Genomic DNA, 14,815 nt, shown 5'->3' on the forward strand with positions numbered 1-14,815 from the left:
TGTCGTTTTCTTAGCTTCAAGTGGCCGAATTATACGATTTTACTGACATAAACCCAATAAAAAAGCCCGGAGATCCGGGCTTTGTCTTTGTCATCATCTTGAAGTTGCGAGCTGCAACCTAGACGCTGGCAGATTTAGTTCATCATATTGCAAGTATCACAGTAGATGTAGACGTTATTTGGATCATCAAAAGAGGTTAACGTTTTCAAACTGCTAGTCCACTGTTGTAGCATTTGCTCTAACATCGATGACTGACTTAGTGAGGCGGGCAGGTAGCTCGATACTGAGGCAAACATCTGCTGCATGAATTTTTGTTCGGGTGTCAGCTCTTGTTCGATGACGCGGGTGTCAAATAGCGTCATATCCGCGAGTTTAGCGGCTTTAGCAATCGCCTCATCTAAATCACCCAGTTCATCGACTAAGCCAAGCTCAAGAGCCTTTTTACCGCTCCACACACGGCCCTGAGCAATCTTATCGACTTGTTCTATGGTCATCTTACGTTCTTTAGCGACCAGGGAGATAAAGTCCGAATAGCCGCGTTCAATATGACGTTGGATAATTGCTTCAATCTGGGGGGAAAGTGTGCGGGTAACAGATAATCCTGCCCATTCTGAGGTCGATACGCCATCGGTATGCACGCCTATACTGGCCAATGAATCTTCAAAGGTAGTGATCATACCAAAGATCCCAATCGAACCCGTGAGTGTTGTTGGTGTTGCGAAGATATAGTCGGCACTGGCTGAAATCCAGTAACCACCGGATGCGGCTAAACTGCCCATGCTCACAACCACGGGTTTACCAGCTGCTTTAAGTGCCAGTAATTCTTGACGAATTTGCTCAGAGGCAAAGGCGCTACCGCCAGGGCTATCAACACGTAATACTAAGGCTTTAATGTGCTTATCAAAACGTGCCTTACGTAGCAGTTCGGCGGTGCTTTCTCCGCCAATTTGGCCCGCAGGTTGAGTGCCGTTCAAAATTGTGCCACTTGCCACAATAATACCAACACTGTCTTGCTCTACAAAGTTGGGTAATGGTGTCACTAAGGTCAAGTAATTATAAAAACTGACTTGCTTGAAACTGTCACCACTGCTGGCTTTTCCTACGGTTTCTAGCATGGTTTTACGAAAATCTTCTGTGGTCGCTAGGTTATCAACCCATTTCATGTTGATTGCCATTGTGGCTGAATCGCCATTGGCTTTATCGAGTTCTGCCAAATAAGTGGTTGCGTCGGGCACCAGAGAATTCGGTTCGATATTACGATTGCCTGCAACCGTTTGTGTGTAGCTTTGCCATACATCGGCTAACAGTGCACTACTGGCTTCCCGCGCAGCATCTGACATATCGTCACGTATGTAGGGTTCAACCGCAGATTTAAAAGTCCCCACGCGGAAAATATGCGCTTTGACTTTGAGTTTTTCTAAGGCCGATTTGAAATATTGGTTGTACATACTCAGGCCATCAAGTGAGACACCGCCTTGGGGATTGAGGTAAATGGTGTCGGCAAAACTGGCGAGGAAATATTGATTTTGCTCGTAGTAGTTGCCGATGGCGATGACTTTTTTACCGCTCTCTTTAAAGCGATTGAGTGCATTGCCGATAGATTGTAGTTTGCTGATCCCAGCACGTTTAAGATCGACCAGGTCGAGCACTAGTACGCTAATACGTTGATCTTGCGCTGCATTGTCAATGACATAAAGCACATCAGCGAGTAGGATTTCACCATCGGCGTTGGCATTTTGGCCTTGTTTGAATGCGGCTTCTAAGGGATCGACTTGTTGTTTCTGATCGACAATAGAGCCTGCTAAATTAAGCACCAGTGCCGAATTATCTTCAACTTGGATATCTTCGCTACTGCCAATGGAGATAATGATCGCGGCTAAGAGTCCAAAAAAGATTAGATTGAGGATGAGTTTACGTGTCCCGTTCAGGGTGTGCCAAATAAACAAACATATTCTCTTGAAAAACGATTGGTTAGCGGACATCTGCCACTCCTTTATAAGTCCAATCTGCCAATGCTAACTGAAAATGGCGCTACAGGCTAAACACAATTGTAAAGGATTTTGACTGATGGCCTCGATCCAACGGTTGAGCTTAGATTTGACACAAGGTATGCTGATTTAAATCACTTGTTTTAAAAGGATGTTTGAATGTCGTTTCCCCATTTATTAGAACCCTTAGATCTGGGATTTACCCAGCTCAAAAACCGTGTGCTTATGGGCTCAATGCATACAGGTTTGGAAGAAGAAAAGGGCGGATTTGAGAAACTGGCAGCGTTTTATAAAGAACGCGCTTTGGGCGGTGTAGGTTTGATTGTGACGGGCGGTATTTCCCCCAATCTTCGTGGTCGCCTTACGCCCCATGCCTGTCAGCTGAGTTTTCCTTGGCAAGTGGGTAAGCATCGCGTGGTAACGCAGGCGGTGCATGAGGCTGGCGGTAAGATCTGTATGCAAATTTTGCATGCGGGACGTTATGGCTATCATCCTTTTTCCCAAGCACCAAGTAAGATTAAGTCACCCATTACACCTTTTACGCCGTCTGCTATGTCTAGTCGCCAAGTGCGCTCGACCATTAAGGATTACGCCAGTTCAGCCGTCCTTGCCAAGAAAGCGGGTTACGATGGTGTTGAGGTGATGGGATCTGAAGGCTATTTGATCAATCAGTTTGTCAGTGCGCGCACCAACACCCGCACCGATGAATGGGGCGGTGTGTTTGAAAAGCGGGCGCAATTCCCAATTGAGATTGTTAACGCGATACGGGCAAAAGTTGGTAAAGATTTCATCATTATCTTCCGTTTATCCATGCTCGATCTGGTGGATAACGGTTCGACTTGGGATGAAGTAGTGCAACTGGCCCAGTGGTTAGAGCAAGCTGGTGTGTCCATTCTAAATACGGGCATTGGCTGGCATGAAGCGCGAGTACCGACCATTGCGACAAGCGTGCCCCGTGGCGCCTTTGCGTGGGTGACAGAAAAGCTCAAACAATCTGTTGCCGTTCCCTTAATTGCGACTAACCGCATTAACACCCCTGAGATTGGTGAGCAGATTATCGCCTCTGGTCAAGCTGACATGGTGTCGATGGCGCGGCCTTTCCTTGCTGATCCTGAGTTTGTGAATAAGGCTGCGGCGAACACGCCGGAGCTTATCAACACCTGCATTGGCTGTAACCAAGCTTGTCTTGATCATACTTTTTCCCTCAAGCGCGCAACTTGCTTAGTGAATCCTCGCGCCTGTTATGAGACTGAAATCAACTTCTTACCCACAGCCAATAAAAAGCGTATTGCGGTGATGGGGGCAGGCCCTGCGGGCATGGCGTTTTCTGTTTATGCCGCTATGCGAGGCCATCACGTTGTCTTGTTTGAAGCGAAATCTGAGGTGGGTGGTCAGTTTAATCTCGCCCGTAAAATCCCTGGGAAAGAAGAGTTTAACGAGACTATTCGTTATTTCATTAACCAAATTAAGCTGCATAAGGTGGAGCTGAGATTAAACACTCGCCTCGATGCCAGTGTGCTGGCGACGGAAAAGTTTGATGAAGTGGTAATCGCCTCAGGCGTTGTGCCGCGTGATTTAGTCTTACCCGGTTTTGACGACCCACGGGTGGTCGATTATCAAAAAGTGCTCTCGGGTGAAGTGACTGTCGGTAACACTGTGGCCTTGATTGGCGCTGGCGGTATAGGGTTCGATATGGCGCACTTTTTGTGTGAGCGCCAGTCGAGCACCTTGAACCCCGATAAATGGCTACAACAGTGGGGCATAGATAAAACTTACCAGCATGCGGGCGGCCTAACTGAACCCCATTCCGACAATACTGATCATCGTAAGGTGTTTTTACTGCAACGTAAAACGTCGAAGATGGGCAAAGGCTTAGGTAAAACTACCGGCTGGATCCACCGTCTTGTGCTTAAGCAACATGATGTGAAGATGAAAACGGGCGTGAGTTACGATAAGTTTGATGAGGCAGGACTGCATATTCGCGTGGGTGAAACCGCTGAAGTGCTGGCCGTCGATAACGTCGTTTTGTGTGCTGGTCAAGAATCGAATCGCACGTTAGTGGATGAGATGAAAGCGACGGGCCTGCCTGTGCATCTGATTGGTGGCGTAGATGTCGCGGCAGAGCTTGATGCTAAGCGTGCAATCCGCCAAGGCGCTGAACTGGCAATGCGTTTATAGAAAGTCGATAAGCCATACGTTTTAAGCGTTAAGTATTCAATTTTAGATCCTGAAAGCCTGAACCTGTGTTCAGGCTTTTTTGTTTTAGTTTGTTTTAGTTTTTTTGTGTGAATGCATTGAAAATAGAGGGAAGGGAGAATAGTGAGTTTTAAAACGTTTGGTATCTAATGGCGCGGATTGAATAAGGCTGTATTGAAAGGGGCTGTTTGTCTTAAAGCTACTCTTTGTTTAAGAGCTCATTTTTGTTTTAAAGCGATTTTGGGTTTTAACGCCACATCTTGTTTAAAGCAGCTTATTGAACAATCGAGTCTTGCCGTTATGAGTCTTCAAACACTGCCTGTTTCTGCGTGCGTGTGTCACTTGCTACATTTTGTGTTTGCTTTGGCTTAGCCAAACTGGTTTTATTCTGATTCGATTGACACGCATAGGTGACCACAGCTGCACCTTCAGGTGATAGATCCAGCTCTAAATCTTCGGTTGGAACACAGCAGCAGGGCAAACATTCATCATGTTTGAGTTCGGCTAAGGGTTCGTTTAAGTAGCTGACTTTTCCGCTGATGACGCGTGTTTTGCAGGCGCCGCAGAAACCGTTGCGACATTCTGAGAAGATTTTAACTTTTTTAGCTTCGAGCGCTTGCAGCAAGGTGCCTTGTTGCTCGGTAAAGAGCAACACAGGTTGACCTTGAAGGCGCACGATCGGCGCCTTCGCAAACAGGTTTTGTGGCCGTTTTTTTGATGTCACTGTTTTAATGCCATTTTGTAACGTCACTTTTAAGTGTCTTATAGATCGAAGTCGAGGAACTCATCACCATCAACCGCGGAGTCGATTTGGCCGACAAGGTATGAAGAGACTTCAACTTCCTGTGGTGCAACTTGCACTGCATCGCTTTCTAACCAGTTTTTCATCCAAGGTAATGGATTGGTTATTTCTGGGTATGGTTGCGGTAGATTCACCGACTTCATGCGTTGATTAGTAATAAACTCAACGTATTGGCACAGGATCTGTTCATTCAAACCTATCATAGAGCCGTCTTTGAATAGGTATTTTGCCCATTCTTTTTCTTGCTCTGCGGCTTTGAAGAATAAATCGAAAGCTTCCTGTTGGCATTCTGCAGCAATTTCACCCATTTCTGGATCGTCTTTACCGCCTTGCATGATGCTTAAAATATGCTGAGTGCTATTTAAGTGTAAGGCTTCATCACGGGCGATTAAGCGAATAATTTTCGCGTTACCTTCCATGAGCTTACGTTCAGCAAAGGCAAATGAGCAGGCAAAGCTAACATAGAAACGAATAGCTTCTAGGGCGTTGACTGACATCATGCATAGGTACAAGGCTTTTTTCAGGGTGCGGGTATTGACTATGACTTCTTTGCCATCGATAACATGGGTTCCTGCACCGAGTAAATGGAATATCTGAGTCAGTTGGATCAAGTGATCGTAATAAGCGGCGATATCGGTCGCACGGCTTAAGATTTCTTTGTTCACGACGATATCGTCGAAGATCACTGAAGGATCGTTAACGATATTACGAATGATGTGGGTGTATGAGCGCGAGTGAATCGTCTCAGAGAAAGACCAAGTCTCAATCCAGGTTTCTAATTCAGGCAGTGACACCAGCGGCAAAAAGGCCACATTGGGCGAGCGGCCTTGAATCGAGTCGAGTAGGGTTTGGTATTTCAGGTTCGAAATAAAGATGTGTTTTTCATGATCAGGCAATGCACCGTAGTCAATCTTATCGCGACTGACGTCTACTTCTTCTGGGCGCCAAAAGAAAGATAACTGCTTTTCTATCAGTTTTTCGAACACTTCATATTTTTGTTGATCGTAGCGCGCCACGTTGACCGATTGACCAAAAAACATAGGTTCACGGGTGGCATCGTTGGGTGTTTGACAGAAGGTAGAGTAGGCCATGGTGCTATTTTTCCAATGGATAGGGATCCACTAAATAGGGATCCCTATAAAACCGTTAACGTTAAAGTTAAAGACTAGATTTTACATGCGCCGCCGGCGCAACCGTCATCTTCTTTCTCTAAATTGGTGATGTCATCGTGTGAATCCGACGCACCATCGCGAGTGTTATGGTAGTAAAGCGTTTTAACACCTAACTTGTAAGCATTGAGCAAATCTTTCAGCAGGGTTTGCATGGGTACTTTACGGCCTTCAAAACGTGAAGGATCGTAGTTAGTGTTAGCCGAAATCGCTTGGTCAACGAATTTCTGCATAATACCCACTAGCTGTAAGTAACCGTCGTTGCTTGGCATTTTCCACAGCAATTCATAGCTATCTTTCAGTGTATCGAAATCTGGTACCACTTGTTTTAGCTGACCGTCTTTGCTCGATTTCACGCTGATAAGGCCACGTGGTGGCTCAATACCATTGGTCGCATTGGAGATTTGCGACGAGGTTTCTGAAGGCATTAATGCCGATAGCGTCGAGTTACGCAGGCCATATTGCTTGATATCGCTACGCAGTGATTCCCAGTCTAAGTGCAATGGTTCGGTACAAATTTTATCTAGGTCACGTTTGTAGGTATCGATTGGCAAAATACCTTGAGAGTAAGTGGTCTCGTGGAATAACGGACACGCACCTTGCTCTTTGGCTAAGTTCATTGAGGCTTTCAGTAAATAGTACTGAATCGCTTCGAAGGTTCTGTGGGTTAAAGCGTTCGCACTACCATCGGAATACTTCATGCCATTTTTCGCTAAATAGTTAGCGAAGTTGATCACGCCTATGCCTAAGGTACGGCGATTCATCGAGGCGATTTGCGCGGCTTTGATAGGGTAATCTTGATAGTCCAATAGATTATCCAGTGCGCGTACGGCGAGGTCGGCTAATGGCTCAATATCAGATAACTCTTTGATAGAACCTAAGTTAAGTGCTGACAGCGTACAAAGCGCGATTTCACCTTCTGGATCATCGATGTTGTTCAATGGTTTAGTCGGCAGGGCGATTTCAAGACACAGGTTAGACTGTCTGATCGGCGCGACTTTTGAATCGAACGGGCTGTGAGTGTTGCAGTGATCCACGTTCTGAATGTAGATACGGCCCGTTGAGGCACGCTCTTGCATCATCAGTGAAAACAGTTCAACGGCTTTTATCGTTTTCTTACGAATGCTGCTGTCTTGCTCATATTGCAGATATAAACGTTCGAATTCGTTTTGATCTTCAAAGAAAGCATCGTACAAGCCAGGTACGTCAGATGGGCTAAATAAACTGATGTTTTCGCCTTTGATCAGACGTTGATACATGACTTTGTTCAACTGCACACCGTAGTCTAAATGACGGATACGGTTGTCTTCGACGCCGCGGTTATTTTTCAATACCAGCAGAGATTCGACTTCTAAGTGCCAAATAGGGTAGAACAGGGTCGCAGCACCGCCACGCACGCCGCCTTGAGAACACGACTTCACTGCGGTTTGGAAATACTTATAGAAAGGTAAACAACCTGTGTGGAAGGCTTCACCACCACGGATTGGGCTACCTAAGGCGCGAATACGACCGGCGTTAATCCCGATACCCGCACGTTGGCTGACGTATTTCACGATAGACGAAGCGGTCGCGTTGATAGAATCTAAGCTGTCACCACATTCGATCAGTACGCAAGAGCTAAATTGACGCGTTGGGGTGCGCACCCCGGCCATAATTGGCGTTGGCAGCGACAGTTTAAAAGTTGATACCGCGTCATAGAAATCTTTAACGTATTTCAGGCGCGTCTCTTTTGGATAACGGGCAAACAAGCAAGCCGCAACCAAAATGTAAAGGAACTGCGCGCTCTCGTAGATTTCGTGGCTCACACGGTTTTGAACTAAATACTTGCCTTCAAGCTGTTTTACCGCAGCGTAGGAAAAATCCATATCGCGCCAATGGTCGATATAGGTATCCATCACATCCAGCTCTTCGCGGGTGTAATCTCTTAAAATGTGTTGGTCGTATTTACCCAGCTCAACCAATTTAGTCACGTGAGCATACAATGCGGGCGGCTCAAACTGACCGAAGGCCTTCTTACGTAAATGAAACACCGCTAAACGGGCAGCAAGGAACTGATAGTCCGGTGATTCTGGAGAAATTAAATCCGCCGCAGCCTTGATAATGGTTTCATGGATAGCTTCGGTTGGGATGCCATCAAAAAACTGTAGGTGTGAGCGAAGTTCAACTTCCGAAACAGAAACGTTTTTTAATCCCTTGGCTGCCCAAGTAATTACGCGGTGTATTTTTTCGAGATCGATATTCTCACGATCGCCACAGCGTTTTGTGACTGTCATAGTGCTATTCATTTGGAGATAGGCCTTGGTTCTTATATGTATTTAGGTGAGCAAAATCACCGTACGTATCCTTGTAAAACAATCAATAATCGTCCCTTAAATACAGCTGACTGGTTAAAAACGAGTCAATTAAGCGGCGAGCTTCTAGTGTGTCTGATTGTTACCTATACACAAGATATGGTGTTTTAAATTATATGGGATACAAGATAGTGAGGTTTGCCCCTATTTGCAAGTCTGAATTCAGGGGACATCTTGTGGATAACGTGAGGATAAACTTTTGCGTTAGTAACGACTAACCTTGAAGCTCAATTTCAGGTTAGCGTGTCAGACTCATGGGGAATTTTTAGGCGATCTTTTTCTTTAGATCGCGATCGCTCACGAGTGCCGATCTTTTATGCGCCTGACTTTTTCCGTGGGTCATAAATAGTATGCTGACACACTGATGTCCGTCAGTGAAGTTACGTATTGGATGCCTTATTCGTGAGCATTGTAGGCGCTGTTTTTGGTTGATATTGTTAAGCCAATGCTTCGATTAGTGCTTGATGTAGCTCAGTTGGGTTCGCAAAATGCGCGTGCGCTGGCCATTGCAACGGCTTGTCGTTCACGCCCAGATAACCCCATAGGGCCACGCCGCCTAACATGCCAGCAGCCTTGGCCGCGAGCAAATCTCGCTCGGCATCTCCAAGATACAAAATCTGCTCTGGAGCACAGTTCAGTTGTTGTGCGCCTAACAGCATAGGTGCAGTGTGGGGTTTTGGGTGTTTTGTAGAATCGCCACTGATGATAACGGGCATACGCAAGTGTAAATTCAGTTTTCGCAATAAGGGACGGGTAAACCGGGCTGGCTTGTTGGTGATCACCCCAAACGGCAGCTGAGTTAACTCGAGCCAGTCGAGTAATGCCGCTATGCCTGTAAATAGCGCACAGTGATCGCCATTAATGCGCTGATAGTGGGCGAGCAGTCCTTGCTGTACTTGAGATCGAAGATCTTCTGCCGCATCAGGGATCGCGGCATCGACTAAGGCAAAACTGCCGTGGGATGCGGCGTAGCGCATGGCCGCTAACGGCTGCGCGGCGATGCCGACGTCTTGAAGACTTAAATTGAGGGCCTGCACCAGATCCGGCGCGGTATCGGCTAAGGTGCCGTCGAGATCGAACAGTACGCCTTTGATCTGTGCCAGACTCATATTAATCAACCTTACGCGTCGCAATCATGTAATTCACATCAACCTTAGGCGTGTACTTAAAAATGCCCGTCAATGGGTTGTAGCTTACCCCTAAGGCATCGGTACAGATAAGATCGGTATTATCTACTAGTTCAATCAGCTCTGAAGGCTTAATGAATTTTTTATGCTCGTGGGTGCCAACCGGCAGCATTTTTAGCAAATATTCCGCGCCTAAAATGGTGTGCACGTAGGATTTAATGTTGCGGTTGATGGTGGAGAAAAACACATGACCACCGGGTTTAACCATGTCACAGCAAGCCTTGATCACAGATTGTGGATCGGGTACATGTTCGAGCATTTCCATGCAGGTCACCACATCGTAATAGGCTTGATGATCTTGGCTGTGGGCCTCGGCGGTATTTTTTACATAATTAATGCTCACGCCCGTTTCGAGAGCATGTAGGCGGGCGACTTCTAAGGGCTCATCACCCATATCTAAGCCATCAACCTCGGCGCCGATGCGGGCCATGCTTTCAGACAATATGCCGCCACCACAGCCGACATCGAGCACTTTCTTGCCGAAAATACCGCCTGCGGTTTGATCGATATAGTTTAAGCGCAGCGGGTTTAATAGATGCAGCGGCTTAAATTCGCCGTTGAGATCCCACCAAGTTTCGGCCATACGTTCAAACTTTGCGATTTCCTGTGGGTCTACATTGGTATTCTGATGCATGCTATTACCTGAAGAAGCTGTATTGTGCGGCTATTATAACGACTATGTTTGATAAACAAAGTGCTCGACTGAGCTAAGCCCTTGTGGTTGAGTGAATTTTCAGCAGTTATCTGCTTTTATGTTAATTGTTGTGCTCCGTATCGACCTTTTACTTTATCCCTTTGGCGATTTTTCCTCATCGTAAGCCGTGAATTTCAACGCTTGTTTATCGCACAAACGACCAAATTGACAGTGTTTTCATCTATTAAGCCACCAGACTCTCAATTCGATAATGATAGGTCTGGCGACATTAAATAACTGTGTTAGAATGCCAAATCACGTTTTTGGGCTAGGCAATGATACGGATTATACGTTGTCGGCTATTTTTCAGGGGAACGAGCAGTTTATGACTGATCTGGCATCATCTATTTCGCCAATTAATATCGAAGACGAACTAAAGAATTCGTACCTTGATTACGCCATGAGCGTTATCGTGGGACGTGCATTACCAGACGTGCGCGACGGCTTAAAGCCGGTTCATCGCCGCGTTCTGTTTGCCATGAGTGAATTGAAGAACGATTGGAACAAGCCTTACAAAAAATCTGCCCGTGTGGTTGGTGACGTCATCGGTAAATATCACCCCCATGGTGATTCTGCTGTTTATGACACTATCGTCCGTATGGCCCAGCCATTTTCACTGCGTTACACCTTAGTAGACGGCCAAGGTAACTTCGGTTCGGTCGACGGTGACTCAGCGGCGGCAATGCGTTATACCGAAATCCGTATGGATAAGTTGGCGCACCAATTACTGGCCGATCTTGAAAAAGAGACAGTGGATTTCGTCCCTAACTACGACGGCACAGAACAGATCCCAGCTGTACTACCTACACGCGTACCTAACCTGTTAATTAACGGTTCATCGGGTATTGCCGTGGGTATGGCAACCAACATCCCACCACACAACCTAACGGAAGTAGTGAAGGGCTGTTTGGCATTGATTGAAGAACCCTCACTGTCGATTGAACAGTTGATGGAATACATTCCAGGTCCGGATTTCCCCACTGCAGCGATTATCAATGGCCGTAAAGGCATTATTGATGCTTATAAAACTGGCCGTGGCCGCGCGATCATGCGTGCTCTGGCAGATGTGGAAACCGAAGATAATGGCCGTGAGCGCATTATCGTCACTGAAATCCCGTATCAAGTGAACAAAGCCCGTTTAATCGAGAAGATTGCCGAGCTGGTTAAAGATAAAAAGCTTGAAGGGATCAGCGGTCTACGCGACGAGTCTGATAAAGACGGTATGCGTATCGTTATTGAAATTAAGCGCGGTGAAGTGGGCGAGGTTGTACTAAATAACCTTTATGCTCAAACGCAAATGCAGTGTTCTTTCGGGATTAACATGGTGGCCCTGACCAATGGTCAGCCTAAACTGTTTAACCTTAAAGAAATGCTCGAATGCTTTATTCTGCATCGCCGTGAAGTGGTGACGCGTCGTACCGTATTTGAACTGCGTAAAGCCCGTGAGCGTGCCCATATTTTGGAAGCGCTGGCGGTTGCACTGGCTAACATTGACCCGATTATTGCACTGATCAAAGCCTCACCAACGCCTGCGGATGCCAAAGTGAAATTGGTTGAGCAAGGTTGGGAATTAGGCCACGTTCAAGGCATGCTGGAAAAAGCGGGCGATGACGCCGCGCGTCCAGAGTGGTTAGAGCCACAATACGGTATTCGTGACGGTCAATACTTCCTGACTGAGCAACAAGCTCAGGCCATTCTGGAACTGCGTTTACACCGTTTAACCGGTCTTGAGCACGATAAGATCATCGCCGAATACGAAGAATTACTCGAATTTATCGCGGGTCTGCTGTTTATTCTGCGCAGTCCTGAGCGTTTGATGGAAGTGATCAAGGAAGAATTAGTTCAAATCCTTGAAGAATACGGCGATGCTCGCCGTACAGTGATCAATGCTAACGAAGTCGATATGAGTCTTGAAGACTTGATCAACGAAGAAGACGTTGTAGTAACACTGTCGCACTTAGGTTATGCCAAGTATCAACCGTTGACCGATTACCAAGCTCAGCGCCGTGGTGGTAAAGGTAAAGCGGCAACGAAAGTGAAAGACGAAGATTTCGTTGAGAAGCTGTTAGTTGCCAATACCCATGACACCATTTTGTGCTTCTCTGATTTTGGTAAGATGTACTGGCTCAAAGTGTATCAACTGCCATTAGCGAGCCGTACGGCCCGTGGTCGTCCAATTGTTAACTTGCTGCCGTTATCCGATGGCGAGCGCATTACTGCGATTCTGCCAGTACGTGAATACGCTGCGGACAAGTACATCATCATGGCGACCTCTCACGGTACTGTGAAGAAAACCGCACTAACTGCTTATAGCAACCCACGTGCAAACGGCATTATCGCCGTTAACCTCAAAGACGGTGACCAACTGATCGGTGTCGATATCACGAACGGTGATGACGAAATCATGTTGTTCTCGAACGAAGGTAAAGTGGTTCGCTTTGGTGAGAAAGTACGTGATTCTGAAACAGGCGAAGTGAAAACCGATCCTGAAACCGGCGAAGAAGTCTTGTCCTTACGTCCTATGGGCCGTACTGCAACAGGCGTTCGTGGTATTCGTTTAGAAGAAGGTCAGAAAGTCGTGTCGCTTATCGTACCCAAAGGCGATGGCGCGATTCTGACTGTGACTGAAAACGGTTACGGTAAACGGACGCAACTGTCTGAATATCCTGCGAAGAGCCGTGCGACTAAAGGTGTAGTTTCAATCAAGGTGAGCGAACGTAACGGCGCTGTTGTTGGGGCTGTTCAAGTCGGTCTTAACGACGAACTGATGCTCATCAGTGATAAAGGTACTCTAGTGCGTACGCCTGCGAGTGGCGTGTCTATCATTGGCCGTAACACTCAAGGTGTAACGATTATCCGTACTGCGGGCGACGAGAAAGTGGTCGGCCTACAACGTATCGACGAAATCCAAACTGAAGAAGATGAAGTCGAGCTGGATGAAAACGGTTTACCGATTGTTCCTGTCATTATCGAAGGTGAATTAGCCGACGAGGCGCTTGAAGAAGCGCTGGATGACGAAGAAGAGTTGGACGAAGATGAAGACGAGCTTGCTGATGATGAGCAAGACGAAGAGTAATTAAGTGTCATATTAACGAGCGTCCAATTGGACGCTCGTTTTTTTAATGGCATTGATGTTGATAGCATTGTTCGTTTTAGAATGGTTTCGTATTTATCAATACCTACATCATGGTTGGGATTAAGGAGAGTGTCAGTGAGCGCGATTTATAATTTCTGTGCTGGACCTGCAATGTTACCCGCAGCGGTAATGAAAAAAGCACAACAGGAATTACTTGATTGGAATGGCCAAGGCGTTTCCGTGATGGAAATCAGCCACCGAAGTAAAGAGTTCATCGCGCTTACACAACAAGCCGAGTCCGATTTACGTGAATTGATGCAGATCCCCACAAATTACCATGTGCTATTTATGCACGGCGGTGGTCGTGGACAGTTCTCCGCTGTTGTGAATAATTTTTTAGGTAATCATGGCAGAGCCCTGTATTTAGTCAGTGGTCAATGGTCATCTGCCGCGTTAGCCGAAGCACAAAAGCTCGTGGGTGAAGCGCAGATTGATAGCTTGAATATTGTTGAAAAACACAATGGACTCAATGCGGTTGTCTTACCTGATTTACATAAAATCGATGCCGATTATCGCTATGTTCACTATTGCCCTAATGAGACAGTAGATGGTATCGAAATTTTTGATGAATTAGACTCACCTTGGCCAATTGTTGCCGATTTATCGTCAACCATTATGTCACGTGAAATCGACGTCAGCCGCTACGGTTTGATTTACGCTGGCGCACAAAAGAACATAGGTCCATCGGGTCTGTCGATAGTGATAGTGCGCGATGACATGTTAAAACTGCCGAGTTTACCGCAGCCGTCCATCATGGACTATCGTTTAGCCGTTGAGCATGACTCTATGTTCAACACACCGCCAACCTTTGCTTGGTATCTCGCCGCTGAAGTCTTTGCTTGGCTTAAGTCCATTGGCGGCATTGCGAGTATTGCAAAAATTAATCAACAAAAAGCGCAGATGTTATATCAATGCATTGATGGTAATGCTTTCTACCGTAATGGGGTTGTTGCAGCGAACCGCTCACAAATGAACGTGACTTTCCAATTAGTCAACGAAGCGCTCGATAGTGAGTTCCTAAAGCAAGCCCAAATAGCTGGACTCGTTGCCTTAAAGGGCCATCGTATCGTAGGTGGTATGCGTGCTAGCCTCTATAATGCAATGCCACTCGATGGCGTAGTTGCCTTGGTCAAGTTTATGAATGAGTTTGCAAACAAACATAGCTAGGCTTAGCTGTATTGAGTTACTCATTAGCTTGCGACGCTTAGCGTCTAGAGTTTGCTGCTTGAATATCAACGTTATGCTTATTGAATGTTGATCATCAGTTAGCCATCTCAAGTGAGACATCCCAA

The 14,815-nt window shown here is 46.4% G+C and carries 9 protein-coding genes; 3 read left to right on the forward strand and 6 right to left on the reverse strand.

Going from position 1 to position 14,815, the window contains the following annotated elements; all coding sequences use genetic code 11:
- Positions 1-134: 134 nt before the first annotated feature.
- Positions 135-1,982 carry a signal peptide peptidase SppA gene (gene sppA / locus L5M51_RS06855; protein WP_263172064.1) on the reverse strand — a complete coding sequence of 616 codons (1,848 nt, stop codon included), beginning with the start codon at positions 1,980-1,982 and terminating at the stop codon, positions 135-137.
- A 165-nt stretch (positions 1,983-2,147) separates the two neighbouring features.
- On the opposite strand from sppA, the gene L5M51_RS06860 reads away from it, so the two are divergent.
- Positions 2,148-4,166, forward strand: a complete 2,019-nt coding sequence (locus L5M51_RS06860; RefSeq protein ID WP_263172066.1) for an NADPH-dependent 2,4-dienoyl-CoA reductase — start codon at positions 2,148-2,150, stop codon at positions 4,164-4,166.
- Between the two features lie 316 nt (positions 4,167-4,482).
- Here L5M51_RS06860 and yfaE read toward each other — a convergent pair whose 3' ends face one another.
- The 5 genes from yfaE to ubiG form a co-directional block, all read right to left on the reverse strand.
- Complete coding sequence (gene yfaE / locus L5M51_RS06865) at positions 4,483-4,908, reverse strand: class I ribonucleotide reductase maintenance protein YfaE (RefSeq protein WP_263172067.1); 426 nt, start codon at positions 4,906-4,908, stop codon at positions 4,483-4,485.
- Between the two features lie 38 nt (positions 4,909-4,946).
- Positions 4,947-6,077, reverse strand: coding sequence for a class Ia ribonucleoside-diphosphate reductase subunit beta (nrdB, locus tag L5M51_RS06870; protein ID WP_263172069.1), 1,131 nt, complete (start codon positions 6,075-6,077; stop codon positions 4,947-4,949).
- 74 nt (positions 6,078-6,151) lie between these two features.
- Positions 6,152-8,440 (reverse strand): class 1a ribonucleoside-diphosphate reductase subunit alpha, encoded by a 2,289-nt coding sequence (gene nrdA / locus L5M51_RS06875; RefSeq protein ID WP_263172071.1) that lies wholly within the window; start codon positions 8,438-8,440, stop codon positions 6,152-6,154.
- A 503-nt stretch (positions 8,441-8,943) separates the two neighbouring features.
- On the reverse strand, positions 8,944-9,615 hold the full coding sequence (locus L5M51_RS06880; protein WP_263138850.1) for an HAD family hydrolase: 672 nt from the start codon (positions 9,613-9,615) through the stop codon (positions 8,944-8,946).
- Position 9,616: 1 nt separating this feature from the next.
- Positions 9,617-10,327 (reverse strand): bifunctional 2-polyprenyl-6-hydroxyphenol methylase/3-demethylubiquinol 3-O-methyltransferase UbiG, encoded by a 711-nt coding sequence (gene ubiG / locus L5M51_RS06885; protein ID WP_028759866.1) that lies wholly within the window; start codon positions 10,325-10,327, stop codon positions 9,617-9,619.
- Between the two features lie 385 nt (positions 10,328-10,712).
- Here ubiG and gyrA point away from each other — a divergent pair, with 385 nt between their 5' ends.
- Positions 10,713-13,463, forward strand: a complete 2,751-nt coding sequence (gene gyrA / locus L5M51_RS06890) for a DNA gyrase subunit A (RefSeq protein WP_028759867.1) — start codon at positions 10,713-10,715, stop codon at positions 13,461-13,463.
- 135 nt (positions 13,464-13,598) lie between these two features.
- The gene (gene serC / locus L5M51_RS06895) at positions 13,599-14,690 is read left to right on the forward strand and encodes a 3-phosphoserine/phosphohydroxythreonine transaminase (RefSeq protein WP_263172073.1); all 1,092 of its coding nucleotides are present in this window, start codon (positions 13,599-13,601) and stop codon (positions 14,688-14,690) included.
- The last annotated feature ends 125 nt before the right edge of the window (positions 14,691-14,815 follow it).

This window comes from Shewanella sp. SM73, from assembly GCF_025653795.1.
Classification (GTDB): Bacteria; Pseudomonadota; Gammaproteobacteria; order Enterobacterales; family Shewanellaceae; genus Shewanella; species Shewanella oncorhynchi.

Excerpts from the sequence above, each read along its gene's own strand:
- L5M51_RS06880 (WP_263138850.1), bottom strand. The coding sequence starts at position 9,615 with ATGAGTCTGGCACAGATCAAAGGCGTACTGTTCGATCTCGACGGCACC.
- L5M51_RS06860 (WP_263172066.1), top strand. The coding sequence starts at position 2,148 with ATGTCGTTTCCCCATTTATTAGAACCCTTAGATCTGGGATTTACCCAG.
- ubiG (WP_028759866.1), bottom strand. The coding sequence starts at position 10,327 with ATGCATCAGAATACCAATGTAGACCCACAGGAAATCGCAAAGTTTGAA.
- nrdB (WP_263172069.1), bottom strand. The coding sequence starts at position 6,077 with ATGGCCTACTCTACCTTCTGTCAAACACCCAACGATGCCACCCGTGAA.
- nrdA (WP_263172071.1), bottom strand. The coding sequence starts at position 8,440 with ATGAATAGCACTATGACAGTCACAAAACGCTGTGGCGATCGTGAGAAT.
- sppA (WP_263172064.1), bottom strand. The coding sequence starts at position 1,982 with ATGTCCGCTAACCAATCGTTTTTCAAGAGAATATGTTTGTTTATTTGG.
- gyrA (WP_028759867.1), top strand. The coding sequence starts at position 10,713 with ATGACTGATCTGGCATCATCTATTTCGCCAATTAATATCGAAGACGAA.